28 protein-coding genes, 1 pseudogene and 1 riboswitch are annotated in these 23,313 nt (G+C 37.4%); of the genes and pseudogenes, 25 read left to right on the plus strand and 4 right to left on the minus strand.

The genetic code is table 11. The features are described from left to right. Positions 1 to 10: 10 nt before the first annotated feature. The 16 genes from ACK3CR_RS10205 to sufB all read left to right on the plus strand — a co-directional run bounded on the left by ACK3CR_RS10205 (position 11) and on the right by sufB (position 13,490). Positions 11 to 1,795 (plus strand): acyl-CoA dehydrogenase FadE, encoded by a 1,785-nt coding sequence (locus ACK3CR_RS10205; RefSeq protein ID WP_243516704.1) that lies wholly within the window; start codon positions 11 to 13, stop codon positions 1,793 to 1,795. A 104-nt stretch (positions 1,796 to 1,899) separates the two neighbouring features. Further along, on the plus strand, positions 1,900 to 2,256 hold the full coding sequence (locus ACK3CR_RS10210) for an arsenate reductase family protein (RefSeq protein WP_243516706.1): 357 nt from the start codon (positions 1,900 to 1,902) through the stop codon (positions 2,254 to 2,256). 163 nt (positions 2,257 to 2,419) lie between these two features. Further along, positions 2,420 to 2,800 (plus strand): glycine cleavage system protein GcvH, encoded by a 381-nt coding sequence (gcvH, locus tag ACK3CR_RS10215; protein WP_019395005.1) that lies wholly within the window; start codon positions 2,420 to 2,422, stop codon positions 2,798 to 2,800. A gap of 125 nt (positions 2,801 to 2,925) precedes the next feature. Further along, positions 2,926 to 3,171, plus strand: a complete 246-nt coding sequence (locus ACK3CR_RS10220) for a YusG family protein (protein ID WP_040060178.1) — start codon at positions 2,926 to 2,928, stop codon at positions 3,169 to 3,171. A 151-nt stretch (positions 3,172 to 3,322) separates the two neighbouring features. Continuing rightward, positions 3,323 to 3,670 (plus strand): toprim domain-containing protein, encoded by a 348-nt coding sequence (locus tag ACK3CR_RS10225; protein WP_410914052.1) that lies wholly within the window; start codon positions 3,323 to 3,325, stop codon positions 3,668 to 3,670. Positions 3,671 to 3,685: 15 nt separating this feature from the next. After that, complete coding sequence (locus ACK3CR_RS10230) at positions 3,686 to 4,006, plus strand: thioredoxin family protein (protein ID WP_243520690.1); 321 nt, start codon at positions 3,686 to 3,688, stop codon at positions 4,004 to 4,006. A gap of 149 nt (positions 4,007 to 4,155) precedes the next feature. Next, positions 4,156 to 4,521 carry an SCP2 sterol-binding domain-containing protein gene (locus tag ACK3CR_RS10235; RefSeq protein ID WP_243516708.1) on the plus strand — a complete coding sequence of 122 codons (366 nt, stop codon included), beginning with the start codon at positions 4,156 to 4,158 and terminating at the stop codon, positions 4,519 to 4,521. Positions 4,522 to 4,624: 103 nt separating this feature from the next. Then, positions 4,625 to 4,738, plus strand: a riboswitch (SAM riboswitch). Between the two features lie 175 nt (positions 4,739 to 4,913). After that, positions 4,914 to 5,939 carry a methionine ABC transporter ATP-binding protein gene (locus tag ACK3CR_RS10240; RefSeq protein ID WP_243516710.1) on the plus strand — a complete coding sequence of 342 codons (1,026 nt, stop codon included), beginning with the start codon at positions 4,914 to 4,916 and terminating at the stop codon, positions 5,937 to 5,939. After that, positions 5,932 to 6,600, plus strand: a complete 669-nt coding sequence (locus ACK3CR_RS10245) for a methionine ABC transporter permease (protein WP_243516721.1) — start codon at positions 5,932 to 5,934, stop codon at positions 6,598 to 6,600. Before ACK3CR_RS10240 ends, ACK3CR_RS10245 begins: the two co-directional genes overlap by 8 nt. A gap of 39 nt (positions 6,601 to 6,639) precedes the next feature. Further along, a complete protein-coding gene (locus ACK3CR_RS10250) occupies positions 6,640 to 7,467 on the plus strand; it encodes a MetQ/NlpA family ABC transporter substrate-binding protein (protein ID WP_124051185.1) in 828 nt (275 codons plus the stop codon). Between the two features lie 121 nt (positions 7,468 to 7,588). Continuing rightward, positions 7,589 to 7,951, plus strand: coding sequence for a carboxymuconolactone decarboxylase family protein (locus ACK3CR_RS10255; protein ID WP_243516723.1), 363 nt, complete (start codon positions 7,589 to 7,591; stop codon positions 7,949 to 7,951). 325 nt (positions 7,952 to 8,276) lie between these two features. Next, on the plus strand, positions 8,277 to 9,062 hold the full coding sequence (gene sufC, locus ACK3CR_RS10260) for a Fe-S cluster assembly ATPase SufC (protein WP_040060177.1): 786 nt from the start codon (positions 8,277 to 8,279) through the stop codon (positions 9,060 to 9,062). Between the two features lie 23 nt (positions 9,063 to 9,085). Then, positions 9,086 to 10,390, plus strand: a complete 1,305-nt coding sequence (gene sufD / locus ACK3CR_RS10265; RefSeq protein ID WP_243516725.1) for a Fe-S cluster assembly protein SufD — start codon at positions 9,086 to 9,088, stop codon at positions 10,388 to 10,390. After that, positions 10,390 to 11,610: a cysteine desulfurase gene (locus ACK3CR_RS10270; RefSeq protein ID WP_488975328.1), complete on the plus strand. Its 1,221-nt coding sequence runs from the start codon at positions 10,390 to 10,392 to the stop codon at positions 11,608 to 11,610. Before sufD ends, ACK3CR_RS10270 begins: the two co-directional genes overlap by 1 nt. Continuing rightward, a complete protein-coding gene (gene sufU, locus ACK3CR_RS10275; RefSeq protein WP_061804612.1) occupies positions 11,600 to 12,046 on the plus strand; it encodes a Fe-S cluster assembly sulfur transfer protein SufU in 447 nt (148 codons plus the stop codon). Before ACK3CR_RS10270 ends, sufU begins: the two co-directional genes overlap by 11 nt. A gap of 46 nt (positions 12,047 to 12,092) precedes the next feature. After that, positions 12,093 to 13,490 carry a Fe-S cluster assembly protein SufB gene (gene sufB, locus ACK3CR_RS10280; protein WP_243516730.1) on the plus strand — a complete coding sequence of 466 codons (1,398 nt, stop codon included), beginning with the start codon at positions 12,093 to 12,095 and terminating at the stop codon, positions 13,488 to 13,490. A gap of 49 nt (positions 13,491 to 13,539) precedes the next feature. Here the strand turns inward: sufB and ACK3CR_RS10285 are convergent, their stop codons facing one another. Then, positions 13,540 to 13,671 (minus strand): hypothetical protein, encoded by a 132-nt coding sequence (locus ACK3CR_RS10285; protein ID WP_019395021.1) that lies wholly within the window; start codon positions 13,669 to 13,671, stop codon positions 13,540 to 13,542. A 253-nt stretch (positions 13,672 to 13,924) separates the two neighbouring features. Between ACK3CR_RS10285 and ACK3CR_RS10290 the strand changes: the two genes are divergently transcribed. From ACK3CR_RS10290 to yunB, 4 genes are all read left to right on the plus strand, one after another. Then, the gene (locus ACK3CR_RS10290; protein WP_328122162.1) at positions 13,925 to 14,794 is read left to right on the plus strand and encodes an SDR family oxidoreductase; all 870 of its coding nucleotides are present in this window, start codon (positions 13,925 to 13,927) and stop codon (positions 14,792 to 14,794) included. Positions 14,795 to 14,898: 104 nt separating this feature from the next. After that, positions 14,899 to 15,762, plus strand: coding sequence for a DUF72 domain-containing protein (locus ACK3CR_RS10295; RefSeq protein ID WP_488975339.1), 864 nt, complete (start codon positions 14,899 to 14,901; stop codon positions 15,760 to 15,762). A gap of 62 nt (positions 15,763 to 15,824) precedes the next feature. Continuing rightward, positions 15,825 to 16,127: a YunC family protein gene (locus tag ACK3CR_RS10300; RefSeq protein WP_019395024.1), complete on the plus strand. Its 303-nt coding sequence runs from the start codon at positions 15,825 to 15,827 to the stop codon at positions 16,125 to 16,127. Positions 16,128 to 16,216: 89 nt separating this feature from the next. After that, a complete protein-coding gene (gene yunB / locus ACK3CR_RS10305) occupies positions 16,217 to 16,978 on the plus strand; it encodes a sporulation protein YunB (RefSeq protein ID WP_243516736.1) in 762 nt (253 codons plus the stop codon). A 30-nt stretch (positions 16,979 to 17,008) separates the two neighbouring features. Here the strand turns inward: yunB and ACK3CR_RS10310 are convergent, their stop codons facing one another. Then, positions 17,009 to 18,010 (minus strand): M23 family metallopeptidase, encoded by a 1,002-nt coding sequence (locus ACK3CR_RS10310; RefSeq protein WP_410914055.1) that lies wholly within the window; start codon positions 18,008 to 18,010, stop codon positions 17,009 to 17,011. Positions 18,011 to 18,243: 233 nt separating this feature from the next. On the opposite strand from ACK3CR_RS10310, the gene lipA reads away from it, so the two are divergent. Then, a complete protein-coding gene (gene lipA, locus ACK3CR_RS10315; RefSeq protein WP_019395029.1) occupies positions 18,244 to 19,140 on the plus strand; it encodes a lipoyl synthase in 897 nt (298 codons plus the stop codon). Between the two features lie 38 nt (positions 19,141 to 19,178). Here lipA and ACK3CR_RS10320 read toward each other — a convergent pair whose 3' ends face one another. Beyond that, positions 19,179 to 19,760 (minus strand): YhcN/YlaJ family sporulation lipoprotein, encoded by a 582-nt coding sequence (locus ACK3CR_RS10320; RefSeq protein ID WP_243516738.1) that lies wholly within the window; start codon positions 19,758 to 19,760, stop codon positions 19,179 to 19,181. 115 nt (positions 19,761 to 19,875) lie between these two features. Between ACK3CR_RS10320 and ACK3CR_RS10325 the strand changes: the two genes are divergently transcribed. The 4 genes from ACK3CR_RS10325 to ACK3CR_RS10340 all read left to right on the plus strand — a co-directional run bounded on the left by ACK3CR_RS10325 (position 19,876) and on the right by ACK3CR_RS10340 (position 22,470). Beyond that, positions 19,876 to 20,151, plus strand: a complete 276-nt coding sequence (locus tag ACK3CR_RS10325; protein WP_019395031.1) for a YutD family protein — start codon at positions 19,876 to 19,878, stop codon at positions 20,149 to 20,151. 166 nt (positions 20,152 to 20,317) lie between these two features. Then, positions 20,318 to 20,755, plus strand: a complete 438-nt coding sequence (locus ACK3CR_RS10330; protein WP_243516740.1) for a DUF86 domain-containing protein — start codon at positions 20,318 to 20,320, stop codon at positions 20,753 to 20,755. A 32-nt stretch (positions 20,756 to 20,787) separates the two neighbouring features. Then, positions 20,788 to 21,558: a TIGR01457 family HAD-type hydrolase gene (locus tag ACK3CR_RS10335; protein WP_019395033.1), complete on the plus strand. Its 771-nt coding sequence runs from the start codon at positions 20,788 to 20,790 to the stop codon at positions 21,556 to 21,558. A gap of 171 nt (positions 21,559 to 21,729) precedes the next feature. After that, positions 21,730 to 22,470 (plus strand): HAD family hydrolase, encoded by a 741-nt coding sequence (locus ACK3CR_RS10340; protein WP_019395034.1) that lies wholly within the window; start codon positions 21,730 to 21,732, stop codon positions 22,468 to 22,470. Between the two features lie 3 nt (positions 22,471 to 22,473). Here ACK3CR_RS10340 and ACK3CR_RS10345 read toward each other — a convergent pair. After that, a pseudogene (locus tag ACK3CR_RS10345) lies at positions 22,474 to 23,209 on the minus strand (SDR family oxidoreductase). Positions 23,210 to 23,313 lie beyond the last annotated feature (104 nt).

Consider the following 23,313-nt stretch of genomic DNA (forward strand, 5'->3'; position numbering starts at 1 on the left):
AGGAAGAGTTATGAAAAGCAAAGGGGAGAAAGTAGTAAAAGGTGGAAGTTTCATTTTAGAAGATATTGATCCTGCTATGGTATACACCCCAGAAGACTTTACAGATGAACACAAAATGATTGCTAAAACAGCAGCTGACTATATTGATAAAGAAGTATTAAAAGAAGTAGAGCATCTTGAGAATCATGAGTTTGACCGATCTGTGAAGCTGTTGAAAAAAGCAGGGGATCTTGGATTGCTCGGCGGAGATATTCCAGAGGAGTATGGGGGACTTGATCTTGATAAAATCAGCTCAGCCCTTGTAGCAGAAAAGTTTTCAAAAGCAGGCGGATTCTCTATTACTCACGGAGCGCACGTTGGAATTGGTTCTTTGCCAATTGTTCTTTTCGGTACAGAACAGCAAAAGCAAACATACTTACCTGAGCTTGCAAGCGGGGATAAGATTGCAGCATATGCTTTAACAGAACCTGGATCTGGTTCTGATGCTCTTGGTGCTAAAACAACGGCACGTCTAAATGAAGAAGGAACACATTATCTTTTAAATGGTGAAAAGCAGTGGATTACAAATGCAGGATTTGCGGATCTCTTTATTGTATATGCGAAAGTAGATGGAGAGCATTTTAGCGCATTTATTGTAGAACGAACAGCAGAGGGAGTTTCAACAGGCCCAGAAGAAAAGAAAATGGGAATTAAAAGTTCATCAACAAGAACCCTTATTTTAGAAGATGCTAGAGTCCCTAAAGAAAATGTGTTAGGGGAAATTGGGAGAGGGCATATCATTGCTTTTAATATTTTAAATATTGGCCGTTATAAATTGGGCGTTGGAGCAATTGGAGCTTCAAAACATGCCTTTGAACTTGCTGTAAAATATACAAATGAGCGAAAGCAATTTAAAACAAAGATTTCACAGTTCGCTTTAACAAAGGAAAAGTTAGCAACAATGGCAGCTAAGATTTATGCAACAGAAAGCTCTGTTTATCGAACAGTGGGGCTTTTTGAAGAGAGAATGGGATCCTTAAACGAAGCGGAAAGAAAAGATGGTGGAAAAGTAGCGGCTTCAATTGCTGAATACGCTATTGAATGTTCACTAAATAAATTCTTTGGTACAGAAGTGCTTGATTATGTTGTTGATGAAGGGTTGCAGCTTCATGGCGGCTACGGATTTATGGAAGAATACGAAATTTCACGGCTTTATCAAGATTCACGCATTAATCGGATATTTGAAGGCACGAATGAAATTAATCGATTGCTTGTCCCAGCAACTTATTTGCGTAAAGGAGTAAAAGGAGAGCTACCTCTATTTGAGAAAGCGCAAGCTCTTCAAGAAGAAATGATGATGACAAGAGCTGTAGAAGCAGGAGAAGGGCTTCTTGATCAGGAAGAGAACTTAGTGAAGAACGGTAAAAAAATTGCTTTATTAATTCTTGGTCTTATTGCTCAAAAGTATGGAAAAAAAGCAGCGGAAGAACAAGAAATTTTGGCAAATGCTGCTGATATTATTAGCGAAGTATATGCAATGGAATCTGTTTTACTTCGAACGCAAAAGGCAGTGAGCGCTACTGGGGAAGAGAAAAATCAATTAAAAGTACGTTATACCGAAATCTTTTGTCAAGAAGCATTTCAAAAAATTGAGCATCATGCAAAAGAAACTCTTTCATATGTTGAAGATGGGGATAGTCTCCGAATGATGCTTTCTGCTTTGCGTAAATTTACGAAATACATCCCCAAAAATATAATTACTAAGAAAAGAGAAGTAGCTGAAGTGCTAATCGAACAAGAGGAGTTTGCTGTGTAATGACTATAAAAAAACAGGGAGAGCGTTCGAGCTTTCCTTGTTTTTTAATGAAGGTTCACGATAAAATGAGAAAGAAAATATATGGAATTATGGTGGTGTAATAAATGAGTATAACAATATATGAATATCCAAAATGTAGTACATGTCGAAATGCAAAGAAATGGCTTGATGAACATAATGTGGAATATAACGCAATACATATTGTAGAAAATCCTCCTTCAAAAGAAGAAATTAGGGAACTTTATGAAAAGAGCGGTTTAGAGCTAAAGAAATTCTTTAATACAAGTGGTAAAAAGTATCGTGAGCTTGGATTAAAAGATAAAGTAGCTTCTGCTTCAAATGAAGAACTTTTTGAAATTTTAGCTTCAGATGGCATGCTTTTAAAACGACCAATTGTGACAGATGGGGAGAAAGTAACGATTGGGTTTAAAGATGAGATGTTTCAGAAAGAATGGAAATAGAAGGATAATGCTTATTAAAAGTTTTTCTTATTTTAGAATGCTTTCAAATAGAAAATATTCTATTTTTACGTTACAATTAAGATAATATGAGAGCGTTTATGGTGCTCCCTTTGATAACGAATAAAAATGATAAGAAAATGAACGATGTATGGAGGGAACTAAAATGAATTTACCAAAAGATTTACGTTATTCAGAAGAACACGAGTGGGTAAAAGTTGAGGGTGACAAAGTAACAATTGGAATTACTGACTTTGCGCAATCAGAACTAGGCGATATCGTATTTGTTGAGCTTCCTGAAGTAGGCGCAACAATTGAAGCGGACGAGCCTTTTGGAAGCGTTGAGTCTGTTAAAACAGTATCTGAGTTGTACGCACCAATTAGTGGAAAAGTAGTTGAAATCAACGAAAACCTAGATGACAGCCCAGAGTTTGTTAATGAATCTCCATACGAAAATGCATGGATGATTGTTTTGGAGCCTGATAATAAGGAAGATATTGAGAAATTAATGACAGCAGAAGAATATCAAAAAATGATTTCAGAATAAAAAAAAGGAATGTTTCCAAAAGGGAAACATTCCTTTTTTCTTTTGGAAAGGGAAAAATTTCATTTATGAACCCTTCGCTTTCAGGAGAATCTATAGTTAGATTCGTCTAGGAGGAGTGAAGCTTAATGTTAGAAAAGCGTCATATTGATGTAACGGACCGAGTTGTCGGAAAGTATGTAAATGATGAATTGAATTTATACGTTGAAAATGAACCGATTGGGAAGATGACTGTTAACGAGCAAGGAAAATCAGAGTATCAGTTAAATAACGGATATCAATATCGCGATAATAAATTTTACCAACATACAGATGTTACAACAGGTAAAGACATGAAGTACACCGATTGTGACAATGAAGAAGGTTGGTGCTAAAAAGCAGCGGGATTCCGCTGCTTTTTCTCTTAAAGAAAGCATTTTACAAAATTAAATATGAAGAAACAGGGGAAAAGACGTGAGAAAGCGAATACTGTATACTAAAGGATAAATGGATATTGGTGTACATTCTAACAAACAGGTGATGACAATGGTAGAAGGTATGGATAAGGTAATTATTGTTGAGGGAAGATCGGATAAAAAAAGGATTGAAAACATTATTAGAGAACCGATTGAGATCATTTGTACAAATGGCACGCTTAGTGTGGCCAAACTTGATGAAATTATTGATGCCACATTCGACAGAGACGTCTATATATTAGTCGATTCAGACGATGCTGGTGATAAACTTAGAAAACAATTTCGTCGTGAATTTCCTGAGGCAGAACATCTTTATATTGATCGATCTTATCGAGAAGTAGCTGCTGCACCAAGAAACCATATTGCAACCGTGTTGTTGAGTGCTAATATTGATATCAACACAGAATTTTTAGTTTAAAGGATTTGGTTAATGATGCAGGAATGGACAGAAGAGATTGTAAATGAAAATATAAACAAAGACGGATATCGCTTTCTCTATTTTTACACCCCACTTTGTGGAACATGTCAGCTTGCAAAGAAGATGCTTGAAGTAAGTGAGAAAGTGCTACCAGATGTAAATATTGGAGCAGCTAATTTAAACTATATGCCAGATAAGGCAAGTGAATTTAAGATAGAAAGTGTACCGTGTTTGCTCATTTTGAAAGATGGGAAATTAGAAGAAAAAGTATATGCTTTTCATTCAGTTGAAAACATTATTGGAAAATTAGGCTCTTATGAAAGTGCTTTACGCTAATGTAAAGCACTTTTTGACATATTTCTTAGGAAATAAAGGTGTTACGACATTGTTTGAAGTTTAAGAAAAGAGATTGTCGAGAAAAAGAACAAGGAACAGGAAAAAAAAGAGAGAACTTTAACAATACGAGAAAAAAGGAGTGTAAGCGGATGAAACTAAAAACATTAGTTCACAGTTTTATGAAACGCCTTACTAAAAGCGCTCACTTACTGCCGTTAATGGGAGAAGAATATTTTGTTATTTCTCTTCAAGATGAAACAGATTCCTATTCCTTGCTTATTTCAAAAGACGAGCAAATTGTTGTGTCTGGATTAGTTCAACAAGCGAACGTTCGGATTCAGGGTGATAATAAAAGTTATTATGATTTACTACTAAGTTTAGAAGCTCTGCAGAAGCTAAGTAAACAGCACGAAGTGGTTATAGAAGGTAGTTTTGCAGACGTTCTGAAAGCTGAAATGTTGATTAAACTGGCTACGAAAGAGCAAAAAGGAAAAGTTGTCCAGTTAGCCTCATAGCAAAAAATAGAAATGTTATCACTGTTGAAAATTATTTGACATTGTTTATGATAGGTGCTACAATCACTCTCGTAACTTCTAATCGTTTAATTAAATATTGCAACTCTTATCAAGAGAGGTGGAGGGACTGTGCCCGATGAAGCCCGGCAACCGTCAGATAATCTGAAAAGGTGCCAATTCCTGCAAAGTTGTGTAATACGACTTTGAGAGATGAGAGAGAGGCTTGAACATACACAACCTTTCTGCTCGTCGTGCAGAAAGGTTTTTTTATTATGCTGAAAAGATTTTGTTTGGGGATACTATTCTTCATTACTAGGCCTCTTTATCGGAAAAAACTGACTTTTTAAACGATAAACAAGAATAACTGACAGATCGAAGAAGGTGAATACGCAATGATTACATTGAAGAACGTCAACAAGACATACAAAACAAAATCAGGTGAAGTTGTAGCAGTCAAAGACGTCAATCTCGAAGTTGGAAAGGGAGAAATCTTTGGTATTATTGGTTACAGCGGAGCCGGAAAAAGTACGATGGTTCGACTTTTTAACGGCCTTGAGAAACCTACAAGTGGGGATGTCGTAGTAGCAGATAACAATATTGGTCATATAAAGGGCGAACAGCTTCGAAAAGCCCGTCAAGAAATAGGAATGATCTTTCAACATTTCAATTTATTATGGTCTCGAACTGTACGTGATAATATTTCGTTTCCTCTTGAAATTGCTGGAGTGCCAAAGAAAGAGAGACAAAAAAGAGCAGAGGAGCTTATTAAGCTTGTTGGGCTTGAAGGGCGCGAGAAAGCTTACCCTTCTCAATTAAGTGGAGGACAAAAACAAAGGGTTGGAATTGCGAGAGCACTTGCTAACAATCCAAAAGTCCTTCTTTGTGATGAAGCAACTTCAGCACTTGATCCTCAAACAACAGATTCGATTTTAGATTTACTCGTAGACATTAATAAAAAATTAGGACTAACAATTGTTCTTATTACGCATGAAATGCATGTTATTCGCAAAATTTGCCATCGTGTAGCAGTGATGGAGAGCGGGAATATCGTGGAGCATGGGGAAGTATTAGAAGTCTTCCGCAATCCACAGCAGAACGTAACAAAACGTTTCGTGAAGCAAATAGCAGAAGCAGAAGATGCTTCTGAAACAATCTCTACTTTAGTAGAACGTTATAAGAGCGGACGAATTGTACAGCTCACATTTATCGGAGATGATGCAGAGCAGCCGCTTATTACTCAACTTATCCGAAAGTTTGATATTGCGGTAAACATTGTACAAGGGAAAGTGTCTCAGCTCCAAGATGGTGCGTACGGTACATTATTTATCCATCTTGATGGAAATGAAGAAGAACTAAACAAGGCATTAGCCTTTTTACAACAAGAGAACATCGAAGTAGAGGTGATCAATCATGTTTAGTGAATGGTTTCCAAACGTAGACTTAGAGTCTTTTCAGCAAGCAACAGTTGAGACGCTCTATATGACGTCTATCTCAGTTATTGCAACGTTTATTTTGGGGATTTTACTTGGACTCTTATTATTTTTAACATCTAAGGGAAGTCTATGGGAAAACAAGTTCTTTAACACGATTATTGCTGTTATTGTGAACGTATTTCGTTCCATTCCCTTTATCATTTTAATCATTCTATTGCTTCCTTTTACAAACTTTATAATTGGTTCTATGTTTGGTCCAAAAGCAGCTCTTCCAGCATTAATTATTGGAGCAGCCCCTTTCTATGCGCGACTTGTAGAAATTGCGCTGCGTGAAATTGATCGTGGCGTTATTGAAGCAGCTCAAGCAATGGGAGCGAAAACAAGAACTATCATTTTCAAAGTATTGTTACCAGAGTCATTGCCAGCCCTTATTTCAGGTATTACTGTAACAGCTATTGCTCTTATTGGATACACAGCAGTAGCGGCAGCAATTGGAGCAGGAGGACTTGGCGCTCTAGCATATGACCAAGGATTTAAACGTAATGAGAATGATGTAACATTTTTAGCAACAGCATTAATTTTAGTTATTGTATTTATTCTTCAATTTATTGGCGACTTAGCGACAAAGAAAATCGACAAACGCTAATGCTATAAACTAATTTAAAAATAGAAGGAGAGTCATTACATGAAAAAGTTATTTGCATCAGCTGTCCTAGCTTTATCTGTGACAAGCCTTGCAGCTTGTGGTTCAAGCGGCGGTAGCGACAGCTCTAAAGAAAAAGAAATTAAAATTGTAGCAACAAGTACTCCACATGCTGAGATTTTAGAAGAAGCAGCCTCAATTTTAGAAAAGAAAGACATCAAGCTTGATGTTGAAGTGAACGACGATTACAGTTTACAAAACAAAATGCTAGCTAGTGGTGAAGTTGATGCAAACTTTTTCCAACATACACCATACCTTAAAAATGCAATGAAGGAAGACAAAAGCTTTGATCTTGTAAGTGCAGGTGGCGTACATCTTGAGCCAATGGGTGTATACTCTAAAAAATATAAAAACCTTGATGAAATTCCTAAAAACGGAACAATTATGATTAGTAATAACGTAGCAGAAGAAGGACGCATGCTTTCTCTTTTACAACAAGGCGGTCTTATTAAACTAAAAGAAGGCGTTGACCCTGTTTCAGCAACGAAGAAAGATATTGTAGAAAATAAGAAAAATATCAACATTAAAGTTGGTGGAGATGCTGCTTTAATGCCAAAAGCATATGAAAATGAAGAAGCAGACGCAGTTATTATTAACACTAACTATGCAATCGGAGCTGACTTAACGCCAACAAAAGATGCGATTGAGTTAGAAGGAGAAGATTCACCATACGTGAATATCGTTGCAGTTAAAAAAGGTGACGAAGATCGTGAAGAAATTAAAGAACTTATGAAAGTTCTTCATTCAAAAGAGATTCAAGACTTTATTAAAGAGAAATATAAAGGTTCTATCATTCCAGTTTCAAAATAATTTGGAAAGGGGGCGCATTTGCGCTCCCCTTTTTATTTTTATAAGAAGTGCAGAAAGCATACATTTTTTTCTAGAAGACCATACTAGTGTTGAAAAGTTTAAAGAAATGGAGTTGATAGGGATGGATACAGGTCAAAATTCAACAGACCAGGCGTTGCATGCGTATAAAGTAGGTATTGGTGAATTTACACAGAAGCTTCCAGATGTTGCTGAAGCATTTAACGCATTTACAGAAACATGTTTTAAAGAAGGAGAACTTTCAGCAAAACAGAAACAGCTGATTGCTCTTGGAATCAGTCTTGTAGCACAAGATGAATACTGTATTATTTACCATACAAAAGGATGTCTAGATGAAGGCGCAAGTGAGAAGGAAATTCTTGAAGCATGCGGCGTTGGCGCAGCATTTGGCGGAGGAGCAGCAATGAGTCAAGCTGTTACGCTCGTGCAAGAATGCATTGGAGAACTAGATCAGCGCACACATTAAACAAACGTTTGATTAAGGTTTCGAGATTAGTGTTCAAGCTTTGCAATGCCCCTTTTTCAAAAGGGGTCTTTTACATAAGTAAGGAAAGAAACCAATAACAGCCTATTCCTTAAATTTAGTTAAAACTTTTCCCTGTTTCTATAGTAGAAAATAGGATAGAATGAGAAGAGATTAAGAGCTAAGCCTAATAAGGAGATTAGCCTTTCTGGGTTGCCATAGGATTTTATTTGTTATAAAATTATAATGAGAATAAAATGAGAATGATTAGTAATAAAATTAATAATAAATATTGGCATATATAAGCTAATAATTGGAGGGTTTACGAATGGCAGGTTCAACATTAAAGATTACAGACCTTCATGTTGAGATTGAAGGAAAAGAGATTTTAAAAGGTGTTAACTTAGAAATTAAAGGTGGCGAAATCCACGCTGTTATGGGACCGAACGGTACTGGTAAATCAACGTTATCATCTGCAATTATGGGACACCCTAAGTATGAGGTAACAAAAGGTAGCATCACGCTTGATGGAAAAGATGTTCTTGAGATGGAAGTTGACGAACGTGCACAAGCAGGTCTTTTCCTTGCGATGCAATACCCAAGTGAAATCAGCGGTGTAACAAACGCAGATTTCCTACGTTCAGCAATTAATGCTCGTCGTGAAGAAGGTGATGAAATTTCTCTAATGAAATTCATCCGTAAATTAGATTCAAAAATGGAATTGCTTGAAATGGATCAAGACATGGCACAGCGTTACCTAAACGAAGGTTTCTCTGGTGGGGAGAAGAAACGTAATGAAATTCTTCAACTTATGATGCTTGAGCCAAAACTAGCAATCCTTGATGAAATTGACTCTGGTCTTGATATTGATGCATTAAAGGTTGTTTCTAAAGGAATCAATGAAATGCGCGGAGAAGACTTCGGCTGCTTAATGATTACTCACTATCAACGTTTACTTAACTACATTACACCTGATCATGTTCACGTTATGATGCAAGGACGCGTTGTTAAATCTGGTGGTCCAGAACTAGCACAACGTCTAGAATCAGAAGGCTACGACTGGATTAAAAAAGAACTTGGTATTGAAGATGAAACAGTAGGACAAGAAGCATAAAGTAAGCGTTAGGAGGAAATGTCATGACGATTGAGACAACATTACCATTTGATAAAGAGTATGTCCGTAATTACTCACAGCAGTCAGAAGAGCCAACATGGCTAACAGACATCCGCTTACAAGCTCTTGAACAAGCGGAATCTCTTCCACTGCCAAAAGCAGAAAAAACAAAGATTACAAACTGGAATTTTACAAGCTTTAAGGAGCATACAGTAGAAGGTTCTGCAATTTCTTCTATTGATGAGCTACCTGAAGTTGTACAGTCTTTAATTAATAAAGAGAATGCAAATAATCTATACGTTCAGCAAAATCAGACGGCTGTTTACTCAGAGTTAACAGCAGATCTTAAAGAGCAAGGTGTTATTTTTACAGACATTCAAAAAGCAGCAAAAGAGCATAGTGACCTTGTACAGAAATACTTCATGCAAGGAGCAAAAGTAGACGAAAACCGTCTGACAGCTCTTCACGCAGCTCTAATGAATGGCGGCGTGTTCGTTTATGTTCCAAAGAACGTTGAAGTAAAAGAACCGTTGCAAGCTGTTTTTGTTCATGAAAATGCTAAAACACCATTATTCAACCATGTTATTGTTGTTGCTGATGATAATAGTTCTGTAACATATGTTGAGAACTACATTTCAACAACAAATGCAGATGAAAGTATCGCAAACATCGTGACGGAAGTTTTCGCAAACAATAACGCGAAAGTGACATTTGGTGCTGTAGACTACCTTGGAGAAGGTACAACAACATATGTGAATCGTCGTGGTATTGCAGGACGCGATGGCCGTATTGAATGGGCACTTGGATTAATGAATGAAGGCAATACTGTTGCTGAAAACATTACACATCTAATCGGCGATGGTTCATATGGCGATATTAAAACAGTAACAGTTGGCCGTGGTCATCAAACACAAAACTTAACAACGAACATTACACACTTCGGTAAAAACTCTGAAGGATATATCTTAAAGCACGGCGTTATGAAAGATAGTGCATCTTCAATTTTTAACGGTATCGGTAAAATTGAGCATGGTGCATCAAAATCAAATGCTGAACAAGAGTCTCGGGTTCTTATGTTAAGTGAAAAAGCACGTGGAGATGCAAATCCAATTCTTCTTATTGATGAAGATGATGTAACAGCAGGACACGCAGCTTCTGTTGGTCGCGTTGATCCAATTCAACTTTACTATCTAATGAGCCGCGGTATTTCAAAAGCTGAAGCAGAACGTCTAATTGTTTATGGTTTCCTTGACCCAGTTGTTCGCGAATTACCAATTGAAGAAGTTAAAAAACAGCTTGTTGAGGTAATCGAAAGGAAAGTTAAGTAATGAATATCCACGATATTCGTGAACAGTTTCCAATTCTACATCAAGAGGTCAATGGAAATCCGCTTGTTTATCTAGATAGTGCTGCAACATCACAGAAACCTCTAAAAGTGATTGAAGCAGTTGATAAATACTACCGTGAGTATAACTCAAACGTGCACCGCGGTGTTCATACACTTGGTACAAGAGCAACAGATGGATATGAAGGGGCTCGTGAAAAAGTACGTAAATTTATTAATGCTTCATCAACAGAGGAAGTTATTTTTACAAGAGGTACAACAACGGCTCTTAATACGATTGCTGCAAGCTATGGGCGTGCAAATGTAGGGGAAGGCGATGAAATTGTTATCACTTATATGGAGCACCATAGTAACATCATTCCATGGCAGCAAGTTGCCAAAGCAACAGGAGCTACGTTAAAATATATACCATTAACAGATGATGGTTCCCTAGATTTAGAAGAAGTACGCAATACAGTTACATCAAACACAAAGATTGTAGCTGTTATGCACGTTTCTAACGTTCTTGGAACAATCAACCCTGTTAAAGAAATTGCTCGCATTGCTCATGAAAATGAAGCAGTTATGGTTGTAGACGGAGCACAAAGTGCGCCACATATGAAAGTGGACGTCCAAGATCTTGACTGTGATTTTTATGCTTTTTCAGGACACAAAATGGGTGGTCCGACTGGTATCGGTGTTCTTTATGGAAAGAAAGCACTTCTAGAAAAAATGGAGCCTGTTGAATTTGGAGGAGAAATGATTGATTTTGTTAACCTTTATGATTCAACATGGAAAGAGCTTCCTTGGAAATTTGAAGGTGGAACACCAATCATTGCAGGAGCTATTGGATTAGGCGCTGCAATTGATTTTCTAGAAGATGTAGGTCTTAATAACATCGCTGCACATGAGCATAAGCTTGCACAATATGCGTTAGAAAAGTTGTCAACAGTTGAAGGCATTACGATTTATGGACCGAAAGAACGCGCAGGAGTTGTAACGTTCAATCTAGATGAGGTACATCCACACGATGTAGCAACAGTACTTGATGCGGATGGAATTGCTGTTCGTGCTGGTCATCACTGTGCACAGCCTCTTATGAAGTACTTGAACGTATCTGCAACAGCTCGTGCAAGTTTCTATCTATACAATACAGAAGAAGAAATTGACCGTTTTGTTTCTTCATTAATTAAAACGAAGGAGTATTTCACAAATGTCTTTTAGTAACCTTGATACACTGTACCGTCAAGTGATTATGGATCATTATAAAAATCCTCGTAACAAGGGTAACCTTGATGACGACACAGTGACAATTAATATGAACAACCCAACTTGTGGTGATCGAATTCAACTTTCTTTAAAAGTTGAGGATGATAAAGTCGTCGATGCGAAGTTTGATGGTGAAGGTTGTTCAATTTCATTATCAAGTGCTTCTATGATGACACAAGCTATTAAAGGCTTAAAAGTTGAAGATGCTCTTAAAATGTCAAAAGTTTTTTCAGATATGATGCAGGGAAAAGAATATGAAGATAGCAGCCTTGAGTTAGAAGATATTGAAGCGTTACAAGGTGTATCCCAGTTTCCAGCCCGCATTAAATGTGCAACATTAGCTTGGAAAGCAATGGAAAAAGGTTTGCACGAGAAGGATAGCGACGCATAAGTAGCTTTATGATCGTATCAAACCAATATGTAGGGGGTAGTAAAAAATGGCGAAGAAGATGCCAGAAATCGGCGATTACAAGTACGGTTTTTCCGATAAAGACGTATCCATTTTCCGTTCAGAACGTGGTTTAACGAAAGAAATCGTAGAAGAAATTTCACGTATGAAGGAAGAGCCACAGTGGATGCTTGATTTCCGTTTAAAGTCGCTTGAACATTTTTATAACATGCCAATGCCTCAATGGGGCGGAGACTTAAATAGCTTAAACTTTGATGAGATTACGTATTATGTAAAACCATCAGAGCGTTCAGAGCGTTCTTGGGATGAAGTACCTGAAGAAATCAAACAAACGTTTGATAAATTAGGAATTCCAGAAGCAGAACAAAAGTATCTTGCAGGGGTGTCTGCTCAGTATGAGTCAGAAGTTGTTTACCATAACATGCAAGAAGATCTTGAAGCAAAAGGGATTGTCTTCAAGGATACAGATTCAGCCCTAAAAGAAAATGAAGAGCTTTTCCGTGAACACTGGGCAAAAGTAATCCCGCCAACAGACAATAAGTTTGCAGCGCTAAACTCAGCAGTTTGGTCTGGTGGATCATTCATTTACGTACCAAAAGGTGTAAAAGTGGAAACACCTCTTCAAGCTTACTTCCGTATTAACTCAGAAAATATGGGACAGTTTGAACGTACGCTTATCATTGTTGATGAAGGCGCACATGTACACTATGTTGAAGGCTGTACAGCACCTGTTTATACAACAAACTCACTTCATAGTGCCGTTGTAGAAATCATCATCAAAAAAGATGCTTATTGTCGTTATACAACAATTCAAAACTGGGCGAACAACGTATACAACCTTGTAACAAAACGCGCAGTTTGTGAAGAAAATGCGACAATGGAATGGATTGATGGTAACATCGGTTCAAAACTTACAATGAAATATCCAGCAGTTATCTTAAAGGGTGAAGGTGCTCGTGGTATGACACTTTCTATCGCTCTAGCTGGTAAAGGTCAGCACCAAGATGCAGGAGCTAAAATGATTCACTTAGCACCAAATACGTCTTCTACAATCGTTTCTAAATCGATTTCTAAACATGGCGGAAAAGTAACGTACCGTGGTATTGTTCACTTTGGTCGTCGTGCAGAAGGTGCTCGCTCTAATATCGAGTGCGATACGCTTATCATGGATAACAAATCAACATCAGATACAATTCCGTATAACGAGATTTTAAACGATAACATCTCGCTTGAACACGAAGCAAAAGTTTCAAAAGTATCTGAAGAACAGCTTTTCTATCTAATGAGCCGTGGTATCTCAGAAGAAGAAGCAACAGAAATGATCGTAATGGGCTTCATCGAGCCGTTTACAAAAGAACTTCCAATGGAATATGCAGTTGAAATGAACCGTCTTATCAAGTTCGAAATGGAAGGTTCTATTGGTTAATAAACAGAAAAAAGGGTGAACCTCTTTCAAAGAGGTTCACCCTTTTTCTTTATCGTAGAGCGTTAAGGCTTTTTTGTTTGGCTTCTTCTACCATTCTTTTTGCTTTTTGGTCTTCAATATGGTCTCTTTTCGCTTTTTCTTCAATCTTTTCTGTCTCATTGTTAGAATGAGGGATTTCCACTTGTTGATCATTCCTTTTTTAAAATTTGTAATCAAAGCAGCTTACGTACTGTCCATTAGATTGTTCTAGAAATTAAGCTTCTACCATATCTTCCTCCTCTTAAAAAGCATTCATCTATCCTTTTCCCCATTTTTTTTAGAATAAACATTATTGTAATCGTAACCTATCGCCCTGTTTAAAGAAAAATTAAACGTGGTACTGATAAATACAACAATAAAAAATAATTAAAGATAATAGCAAGGAGGAATTGAGAATGAAGGACACAAATCGACAAGTTGGCGGAACAAAAGGACAAACTCAAGATCGTCAGCCAGGAATTGAAAGTGAAATGGATCCTAGACCTGTATATGAAGAGAAGGACTATAAAGGTGCGGACAAATTAAAAAACAAAGTAGCTCTTATTACAGGTGGAGATAGCGGAATCGGTAGAGCTGTAGCAATTGCTTATGCAAAAGAAGGCGCCCATGTTGCTGTTTCTTACTTAGATGAAGAGGGAGATGCAGAAGTTGTTAAAGAAGCAGTTGAGAAAGAAGGAGTAAAATGTACGCTTCATGCAGGTGACGTAGGAGATGAAGACTTCTGTAAACGTCTTATTAAAGATGTTGTAGCTGAGCATGGCCGTATTGATATTCTAGTAAACAATGCAGGTGAACAGCACCCACAAGACGGAATTGAAAACATTTCAACAGAGCAATTGCATAAAACGTTCCAAACAAACTTCTTCTCTATGTTTTATCTAACAAAAGGTGCTCTTCCCTATATGAAAGAAGGAAGCACAATTATCAATACAGCTTCTATTAATGCATATAGAGGGCATGCAACTCTTATTGATTACTCTTCAACAAAAGGAGCAATTGTGGCCTTCACACGTTCAATGGCACAGTCTCTTGCAGATAAAGGGATTCGAGTGAATGGTGTAGCACCCGGTCCAATTTGGACACCGCTTATTCCGGCGACATTCCCAAAAGAACAAGTAGAAGAGTTTGGCTTAGACACATTAATGAATAGACCAGGACAGCCTGTAGAGCACGTAGGAAGTTATGTACTGCTTGCAAGTGATGAATCATCATATATGACAGGTCAGTTCATCCACATTAATGGAGGAGCCTACATTTCAAGCTAAAAAAAGCCGATTTCCGGCTTTTTTTTATTATCAACACTGCTCAATCGAGAAATCGAAAAGAATAGGATATAATAGAAGAAAATAAAATGGTGTGGGGTTTTGATATGATTCAAATAGGTGTAACAGGCTGGGGTGATCATGATTCCCTTTATCCAGCTAGAACAAGAAGTAATGAAAAATTAGAAGTATACAGCGGCCATTTTCCGATTGTTGAAGTGGATTCCTCATTTTATGCTGTTCAACATTCTTCAACATTTGAGAAATGGGTAGCACAAACACCAAAATCATTTGGATTTATTGTAAAGGCATATCAAGGAATGACAGGACATTTGAAAGAAGAAATTCCTTTTGAGTCGAAAGAGGAAATGTTTGAGAAGTTTAAGCTATCCATTTCTCCTCTTATAAAATCAGGTAAGCTAAAGGCTGTTCTCTTTCAATATCCGCCTTGGTTCAGATGTGAAAAAGCTTCAGTCAACTTACTGAACTATACAAAGAAAATGATGGGACCTATTCCTATTGCAATTGAATTTCGCAATAAAACATGGTTTGAAGGAGATATGAGAGAGCGTACAATATCTTATCTGAAAGAAAACGGATGGATTCACACTGTATGTGATGAACCACAGCTTCAAAGTGGAGAAGGGTACGTTCCAATTGTGCCAAAGGCAACATCCAAAGAGTTAACAATTATTCGTTTTCACGGTCGTAATAGTGCAGGATGGACGAGAGGGAATCGCTCAAATGCAGAATGGCGAAAAGTACGCTGCTTGTACCGCTATAATGAAAAGGAATTAGCAGAGTGGAAAAATCGACTTGAAGAGATGAAAAAGGAAACAAAAGAAATTTGTCTTCTTTTTAACAACAATTCAGCAGGAGATGCTGCAGATAATGCTAAGCAGATGATTGACCTTCTTGATCTAGAGTATGAAGGGCTTGCTCCAAAGCAGCTAGATTTCTTTGATTTATAACTGCCATTAATCACCTTTCTAAATGGCTATCATACATTGACTATAGAAGGGGTGTAGTCAAAATGATAACGTTAGAACCAATTGTAATTGAAGGAAAAACATTCAATGCTACAACAGTTGCTCTGCCAAAAACAACGCTGCTTGTTGTCTCTAACGATAAAGGATACATTATGTGTGGTGCCCTTGATGTCGGATTATTAAACGATAAGTTAAAAGATCGCAATATTCTAGCAGGACGGGCAACAGGGGTTAAAACAATTGACCAACTCTTAGAGGCTCCTCTTGAATCTGTGACACTTTATGCAGAACAAAAAGGGATTGTGGCTGGCATGAAGGGAAAAGATGCTTTATTGAAAATGGTGTAGGAAGACGGAAGATGCCGTCTTCTTTTTTGTGAATTTAGAAATGAGCTTATCTTCTCTTGCATATATATAGTTTGTAGGGGGGATAAGCCGTGTACAGATTAAGAAGAAGACCCCATCGCAAAGGTCCTTTGCCATTTCGGTATGTATTATTGTTAAGCTTTGTTTTCTTTATTTTCTCGACGTCGCTTGGAATTTGGCTTATTAACAAAGCGGTAGAACCGACACTTATGGCTTATGCAAATATGCAAACGAAAAAAATTGCTCAGTATGTCATTAATGAAGCAATTGATAAAGAAATTACAAACCAGCTTGATCCTGAGTCGGTATTTAGTACAACTGGAGAAGCAGGAGATGGCACAGCAGTAAATCTTAATACAGCTGTTGTAACAAATGTTTTAAAAGAGACAACAACACTTGTACAAAAAAGCCTGCGCGATATTGAAAAAGGAGAAGGACAAATTACAGATCCCCCTAGTGGAGTAGAAATAGAAGAAAATAAAAAACTCCGTGAAGAGGGAATTTTGTATCATATTCCACTTGGGCGTGCTACAGATAATGCGTTGCTTGCAAATCTAGGTCCAGACATTCCCGTAGAGTTTAGCACAATTGGAGCGGCCCATACAGATGTAGACACAAGTATTGAGGAGTACGGAATTAATAATGCTATGATTACTGTTTATGTGAAAGTTCAAGTTGATGTGCAAGTAGTGCTTCCGTTTGCAACAGACGTAGCTAGGGTAACAACGAAAGTTCCTGTTGCAATGAGAATTCATGAAGGAAGTGTACCAGACTATTACAATAGAGGCGGAGACGGGAATGGAGCAGCAATAGAACTGCCAGGGAAAAAATAAAAGGACTTCCAGGAAAGGAAGCCCTTTTATTTAATCTCCTTTTGCTTTTTGACGATCTGCTCGTTCCCACATTTTTAAATGTGAGTAAGGGTCAAAAGACCACTCAGTTCGCCCATTGTCTTTATACATCCCATAATGAAGATGAGGTGGGAATTTTCCTGATGTTCCAGGAGGGCCATAACCAGTGCTTCCAACACCGCCGACAACCATTCCTGGCTCCACAACCTGCCCAACTTCAAGATCTTTCGTAAATCCGCTTAAGTGAGCAAAGTAGTGATAATTATTATTTACATCGCGTATGCCAAGCCGCCATCCGCCATATCTATTCCAACCTTTCATTTCAATAATTCCATAGCAAGTAGAACGAACAGGAACGCTGTAGTTTGCAAAGATGTCTGTTCCTTCATGGATGCGACGCCCGCCCCATCCGCGTGCATCTCCCCATGTGTTTTTGTAGCTGAAATTAGCGTTAAGCGGGAGCGGGAAAGCATGATGATCTAAATCTAGAGTTCCAAAAGTTTTAAAGAGCTTTGCATGTCCTAGAATAATACTTACAGTTCGGTCACGATGGTAATATTGCCAAAGGCCAATCTTAATTTGAGAAGGGGTAATTCCATATGACTGCAAATAAGAACCAATTGTATATAAAATGTCTTCGTCGTCATATTGATCCGCTTTTCCATCACCATTTCCATCTTTCCCTATTCCTCCAAACAAGGAGATAACTGTTTCATTCTGAGCCTCTTTATGAGGATTCATTAGTCCAACCCAACGGCTTGGCTCGATATAAATCCCAAGTGCTCCTTTTTCATGCGGAATATCTTTATGAGTTCGTCGGACTTGGCGCTCATATTGATCAATTCCAGCAAAGTAATACCAAGGAATATGTGTTGTTGCTTCTGCTTTTTTATACAAGCTCATACGTTCTTCACGAAGCGTTTTTTCGTCTTTTTCATTCTCCGCGCTAAAAGCAGCTTGCACATTACTAAAGAAAAAACTAATTATAAATAAACCAATAAATAAGGTTCGCAACGAAAAGTCCTCCTTTCTTCAAACTGCTATTCATTAGTGTGTGAAAAAGTTTTTTTTTCATAAACTTAAAATTATGGAAAAGCCTTTTCAGGAGGCACAGAACTCATGGAAGAATAAGCAAGCAAGCTTGTCTATTTAATGGTAAATATGATAAAGTGGCATAGGATTGACTTATTATTTACTTAAAAATTTTTAGAAAAATAACAACTTTTATATGATGGAGATGATGGGATATGGCAACGAAAGAAGATCATATTCGTAAACCAGATTGGTTGAAAATTAAGCTAAACACAAATGAGAACTATACAGGCTTAAAGAAGATGATGAGAGAAAACAATCTTCATACAGTTTGTGAGGAAGCAAAATGTCCGAATATCCATGAATGCTGGGCAGTACGTCGTACAGCTACGTTCATGATTCTAGGTGCTGTATGTACACGTGCCTGTCGTTTCTGTGCGGTAAAAACAGGTTTACCGACAGAGCTAGATTTACAAGAGCCGGAACGCGTAGCAGATTCCGTTCAACTTATGAACCTGAAACACGCAGTTATCACAGCTGTAGCTCGTGATGATTTAAAAGACGGCGGCGCCCAAGTATTTGCGGAAACAGTTCGCGCTGTACGTAGAAAAAATCCATTTACAACAATTGAGGTTCTTCCTTCAGATATGGGTGGAGTGGAAGAAAACTTAAAAATGTTAATGGATGCTCGTCCCGACATCTTAAATCACAACATTGAAACTGTTCGAAATCTTACTAAGAGAGTTCGTGCTCGTGCTACATATGACCGCTCACTAGAGTTTTTACGCCGTGCAAAAGAGATGCAGCCTGATATTCCAACGAAATCAAGTCTTATGGTTGGTCTTGGAGAAACTAAAGAAGAGATTATTGAAACAATGGATGACTTACGTGCAAACAATGTAGATATCATGACAATTGGTCAATATCTACAACCATCTAAAAAACATCTTAAAGTACAGAAATATTATCATCCAGATGAGTTTGAAGAGTTAAAAAATATTGCTTTAACAAAAGGCTTCAGCCACGTTGAAGCAGGCCCTCTTGTTCGTTCTTCTTATCATGCTGATGAGCAAGTAAATGCAGCTTCAAAAGCACGTCAAGAAAAAGCATAAACAAAAACAACACGCGTTAATAAAACGCGTGTTGTTTTTTATTCGCCATTTGCGTTTTCATTATTGTTAACTTCTTTACCTTGTGGTGAAGTTTTCATTTTTTCTATCGTCTTATTCAACGTGTCTCGAAACTCGTCTGATGCTGTAGCAGAGTTTCCATTGCTTAAACGTTCAATAAGGTCTAGATGTTCCTCGTTATCAGAAACGTATACATGGTAGTAACGAGGCACAACAGATAAAGCTGTTCGCTTAACGCTATCTGCTGTAGCAGAGCGATCTTGGGCGCTAGTTTTGTATGAAATGAGCACTTCTTTATCTGTAACAAGCGTTGCCGTATCTTCTACATTTGGAAGCGATGAGGCCATTCGGCTAATAGAGTCAGCTAATGCTTCTCGATCTAAGTATGGAACACCTTCTTGTCGTTGTTCTTGGTTTTCTCCATCATTTCTTTGACGCCTAACATAGCCATAGTTAGAGTTTGTATCATTTTCAGTATTTCGATCTGAAACCGTAATGGGAGTTGTTCCTTCATCTGTTAAAGAATCATTCTCAGCAGCGTTTTGTTGGCATGCTGCTGTGAAAAGAAGCAAACAAGAAAAAGGGAAAATAAGACGTTTCATTTAAGCACCTCCTTTCCTATTAGAATGCGACAAATACGAGCGTTTTTTTCTGTCAAATGATGGTTTCATGGGTTTTGTTATGGTATGTTAAAATGAGAGAAATGAGGTGAAGTTTTTGGTACAAGTTCAAAATAATACGTATGAATTAATTGAAGATGTTAAAGAAGGTTTTCAAGAGGAGGCTTTCAAAGCACGCTACAGTGAAATTTTAAATAAATATGATTATATTGTAGGTGACTGGGGATATAATCAGCTTCGCCTAAAAGGATTTTTCGAAGATCAAAACAATCGTTCAACATATGACACGAAAATTAGCACGCTGCAGGAGTATTTATTTGAATACTGTAACTTTGGATGCGCTTATTTTGTGCTTCGTAAGATAAAAAAATAAAAGCCAAGGCACTTTATTAAAGGCTTTGGCTTTTATTTTTTTGATGAAGTTTTACTGAGCTTTCTCCTAGGTTATTTAGTATAAGAGCTTGCCCTTGTATGGTAAACTATAGATGGAAAATACTAAAACAAAAATTAGCTTATGCAACATAAGGGGATGAGTAAGCATGTATTTTGTTGATCGAGGTCGTATTGAAAAGATATTGGTTCATTTTGAGGAGCAGTATGCGCTTTTTTTACATCATGAAAAGTGGGAAAGCGAACTGGAGCTACGAGCTCTTGAGCGAATTGGTCACCTTCTCATCGAAGGCATTCTAGATGTTGGGAACGATATGATTGACGGCTTTATTATGAGAGATCCGGGAAGCTATGATGATATTGTAGATATTTTGCATGACGAGAAAGTTATTACAAGCGAAGACGAAGGATTACTAAAAGACTTTATTCGCTATCGTAAAGAGCTTGTACAGCAGTATATAGATATTAACCATGAAGAACTTATTGAGGCTTTAAAAAGAAATGCACCAGTGCTTGAAGCATTCCCAACACGAATCCGTACATATTTGGAAAATGAACTTGGTCCTGTTTCAGCATTTAAAAACTAACAACAACGAGTGACATAAGGAGGATTTACGGTTTGAAAAAGTATAAAGGCTATTTATTTGATTTAGATGGAACAATGTATAAAGGAACAGAGCTTATCGCAGAAGCAAGAGACTTTGTTGTAAAACTTAAAGAAAAGAATCTCCCATATCTTTTTGTAACGAACAATTCTTCAAGAACACCTGAGCAAGTAGCTGCAAAATTAAGAGATTTTGGTATCCCAGCAGAGGGTCCACAAGTTTTTACAACAAGCCAAGCAACAGCAAACTTTTTAGCGGAGAAAAAAGAAAATGCAACAGCATATGTGATTGGTGAAGAAGGAATTCAACAAGCACTGATTGAAAAAGGATTTACGCTTCAAGACGAGAATCCAGACTTTGTTGTTGTTGGGATTGACAGAAGCATAAGTTATGAGAAACTTACGAAGGCTTGTTTAGGAGTAAGAAATGGAGCAACGTTCGTATCCACTAATGGTGACATTGCGATTCCGACTGAGAGAGGACTTTTACCTGGAAATGGTTCTCTTACATCTGTTGTTACAGTGTCAACAGAAACACAGCCAATTTTTATAGGAAAACCAGAAAAAATTATTATGGAACAAGCGCTTGAAGTAATTGGGACACCAAGATCTGAAACGCTTATGATTGGTGATAATTATCACACAGATATTATGGCTGGAATGAATGCAGGAATTGACACGCTTCTTGTTCATACAGGAGTTACCACTCCAGAACATTTAACAACATTTGAACAGCAGCCTACCCATGTTGCACACTCACTTTTAGAATGGATGGAATCTATTTAATGAAGAGAGGAACTTTTGTTCCTCTCTTTTTTTATCGAATAAAAGCCTTTTCTTTAATAAAAACTAACAGTTCACTTATATTACAAAGATATAATTTGACAATTCTGTGAACACTGATATGCTTCTTCTACATATACTATTTATACACACTAAAAAAAGGGGATTGAACAGATGGAAAAACAAACATTGATTTTTGATTTAGATGACACACTTATTCATTGTAATAAATACTTTCGAGCAACAATTAATACTTTTGTATCAACAATGCAACAATGGTTTTCTACTCTTACTGCTGATGAAATTAAAGAAAAGCAGCTCCAGATTGATTTAGAAAGCATTGAACAACATGGACTTCATTCCTCAAGGTTCCCTGAATCTCTTGTTTCAACTTATAAATTTTTTTGTGAGAAGCAAAAGAAAGAGATAAAAGAAACAGAGATAGAAGAAATAAGAAAAATTGGTGTGAGCGTTTTTGAAATTGAAGTACAGCCTTTTCCATATATGTATGAAGTGTTGTCAACACTGCAAAATGAAGGACACGAGCTTTATCTTTTTACAGGTGGTGATGAAGAGAACCAGAGCAGGAAAGTTGTGCAGCTTGAGCTTGAAACGTATTTTGGGAATCGTGTTTTTATTTTTGAACACAAGAATACAGAGGCTCTTCAAACTGTTTTACAAACTATCCGCTCTAACCCTAAACAAACATGGATGATAGGCAATTCCCTAAAAACAGATATTAAGCCAGCTGTTGAGCTTGGAATTCACGCTATTCATATTCCTTCTGAACTTGAATGGAGTTATAACCAAATTAAGCTTGATATCGATCCAACAGGTGAGCTTATTACTTTAAACTCCCTTACTCAAGTGCCAACTCTTATTAAACAATATGCTAAGGAAGATAAAGCGCTCTAAAGGTTACGGCATAATCATCATACCGTTAACATGAAGCGTCTGTTCTGTTATGTAGCATGAATCATCAATGCCAAATGAACGTATGTTGGAGCAAGCTCAAAAGGCTGTGCTGACCGTCTAATTGGTACATCTGAATCATGCATACTTACAGAATCAGCTGAGAAACCAGCTGGAATGAGCGGGGGGTACACAGGGATAGGAGTGATAGTATTTACTTTTATTCCAATATCAATCATGCTATTTGCTAAAGCTCTCGTTGTATAGAAAGGAAAATAGATGTTTACTTTGAAGATATCATCAAATTGTTTATCTGTGATATCTAACAAGCTTAGTTGTTGAACCTGTATGCCTACGTGGTTGCGAATGTTTTCAAGATGTCTGAATGTGTCTATTGTAGCCTCTACAATGCCTTGAAAACGATGTTTGTCACGCAAGTCAATAGGAAGGAACAAGAAGCGTCTGCTAAGTTCCTCAACGCATGTTTTCGTTCATTTGGCGTCTTCATGTTTGTCAATGTAGGAGATAGCAACATCTGCTCCAATCCCGCTATCGTCACCAATAATTAAGGCTTCCCTTCCAGTTAGTTTTCCACTTCCAACTTCTTAATAATGGGTCTTAGGTTCATAAGTTTTTCAAGCCCCGGGTGTTTTGTTTTTCATTGAGATGAAAAGCTACTTGGGACATCCTCATATTTTGTGACCTTTTCATAGTAGGGCATTAATGGATATCTTGGTTTCATTTTTTTCCTAAAAACGATCAAATTCTTTATACACTATGCAAATTAATCTAATGTAATGTCTGTTGAGTAAGCAACCTGATGAAACGCTGTATAAGACGATAGTA

Source organism: Priestia sp. TRM10, assembly GCF_057808375.1.

Coding starts and splice junctions, on each gene's coding strand:
- ACK3CR_RS10270 (WP_488975328.1), top strand. CDS start 10,390: ATGAATATCCACGATATTCGTGAACAGTTTCCAATTCTACATCAAGAG.
- ACK3CR_RS10225 (WP_410914052.1), top strand. CDS start 3,323: ATGGTAGAAGGTATGGATAAGGTAATTATTGTTGAGGGAAGATCGGAT.
- ACK3CR_RS10290 (WP_328122162.1), top strand. CDS start 13,925: ATGAAGGACACAAATCGACAAGTTGGCGGAACAAAAGGACAAACTCAA.
- ACK3CR_RS10320 (WP_243516738.1), bottom strand. CDS start 19,760: ATGAAACGTCTTATTTTCCCTTTTTCTTGTTTGCTTCTTTTCACAGCA.
- ACK3CR_RS10295 (WP_488975339.1), top strand. CDS start 14,899: ATGATTCAAATAGGTGTAACAGGCTGGGGTGATCATGATTCCCTTTAT.
- ACK3CR_RS10240 (WP_243516710.1), top strand. CDS start 4,914: ATGATTACATTGAAGAACGTCAACAAGACATACAAAACAAAATCAGGT.
- lipA (WP_019395029.1), top strand. CDS start 18,244: ATGGCAACGAAAGAAGATCATATTCGTAAACCAGATTGGTTGAAAATT.
- ACK3CR_RS10210 (WP_243516706.1), top strand. CDS start 1,900: ATGAGTATAACAATATATGAATATCCAAAATGTAGTACATGTCGAAAT.
- sufC (WP_040060177.1), top strand. CDS start 8,277: ATGGCAGGTTCAACATTAAAGATTACAGACCTTCATGTTGAGATTGAA.
- ACK3CR_RS10235 (WP_243516708.1), top strand. CDS start 4,156: ATGAAACTAAAAACATTAGTTCACAGTTTTATGAAACGCCTTACTAAA.
- ACK3CR_RS10245 (WP_243516721.1), top strand. CDS start 5,932: ATGTTTAGTGAATGGTTTCCAAACGTAGACTTAGAGTCTTTTCAGCAA.
- ACK3CR_RS10340 (WP_019395034.1), top strand. CDS start 21,730: ATGGAAAAACAAACATTGATTTTTGATTTAGATGACACACTTATTCAT.
- sufD (WP_243516725.1), top strand. CDS start 9,086: ATGACGATTGAGACAACATTACCATTTGATAAAGAGTATGTCCGTAAT.
- ACK3CR_RS10330 (WP_243516740.1), top strand. CDS start 20,318: ATGTATTTTGTTGATCGAGGTCGTATTGAAAAGATATTGGTTCATTTT.
- ACK3CR_RS10250 (WP_124051185.1), top strand. CDS start 6,640: ATGAAAAAGTTATTTGCATCAGCTGTCCTAGCTTTATCTGTGACAAGC.
- ACK3CR_RS10300 (WP_019395024.1), top strand. CDS start 15,825: ATGATAACGTTAGAACCAATTGTAATTGAAGGAAAAACATTCAATGCT.
- sufB (WP_243516730.1), top strand. CDS start 12,093: ATGGCGAAGAAGATGCCAGAAATCGGCGATTACAAGTACGGTTTTTCC.
- sufU (WP_061804612.1), top strand. CDS start 11,600: ATGTCTTTTAGTAACCTTGATACACTGTACCGTCAAGTGATTATGGAT.
- ACK3CR_RS10255 (WP_243516723.1), top strand. CDS start 7,589: ATGGATACAGGTCAAAATTCAACAGACCAGGCGTTGCATGCGTATAAA.
- ACK3CR_RS10205 (WP_243516704.1), top strand. CDS start 11: ATGAAAAGCAAAGGGGAGAAAGTAGTAAAAGGTGGAAGTTTCATTTTA.
- gcvH (WP_019395005.1), top strand. CDS start 2,420: ATGAATTTACCAAAAGATTTACGTTATTCAGAAGAACACGAGTGGGTA.
- ACK3CR_RS10230 (WP_243520690.1), top strand. CDS start 3,686: ATGCAGGAATGGACAGAAGAGATTGTAAATGAAAATATAAACAAAGAC.
- ACK3CR_RS10220 (WP_040060178.1), top strand. CDS start 2,926: ATGTTAGAAAAGCGTCATATTGATGTAACGGACCGAGTTGTCGGAAAG.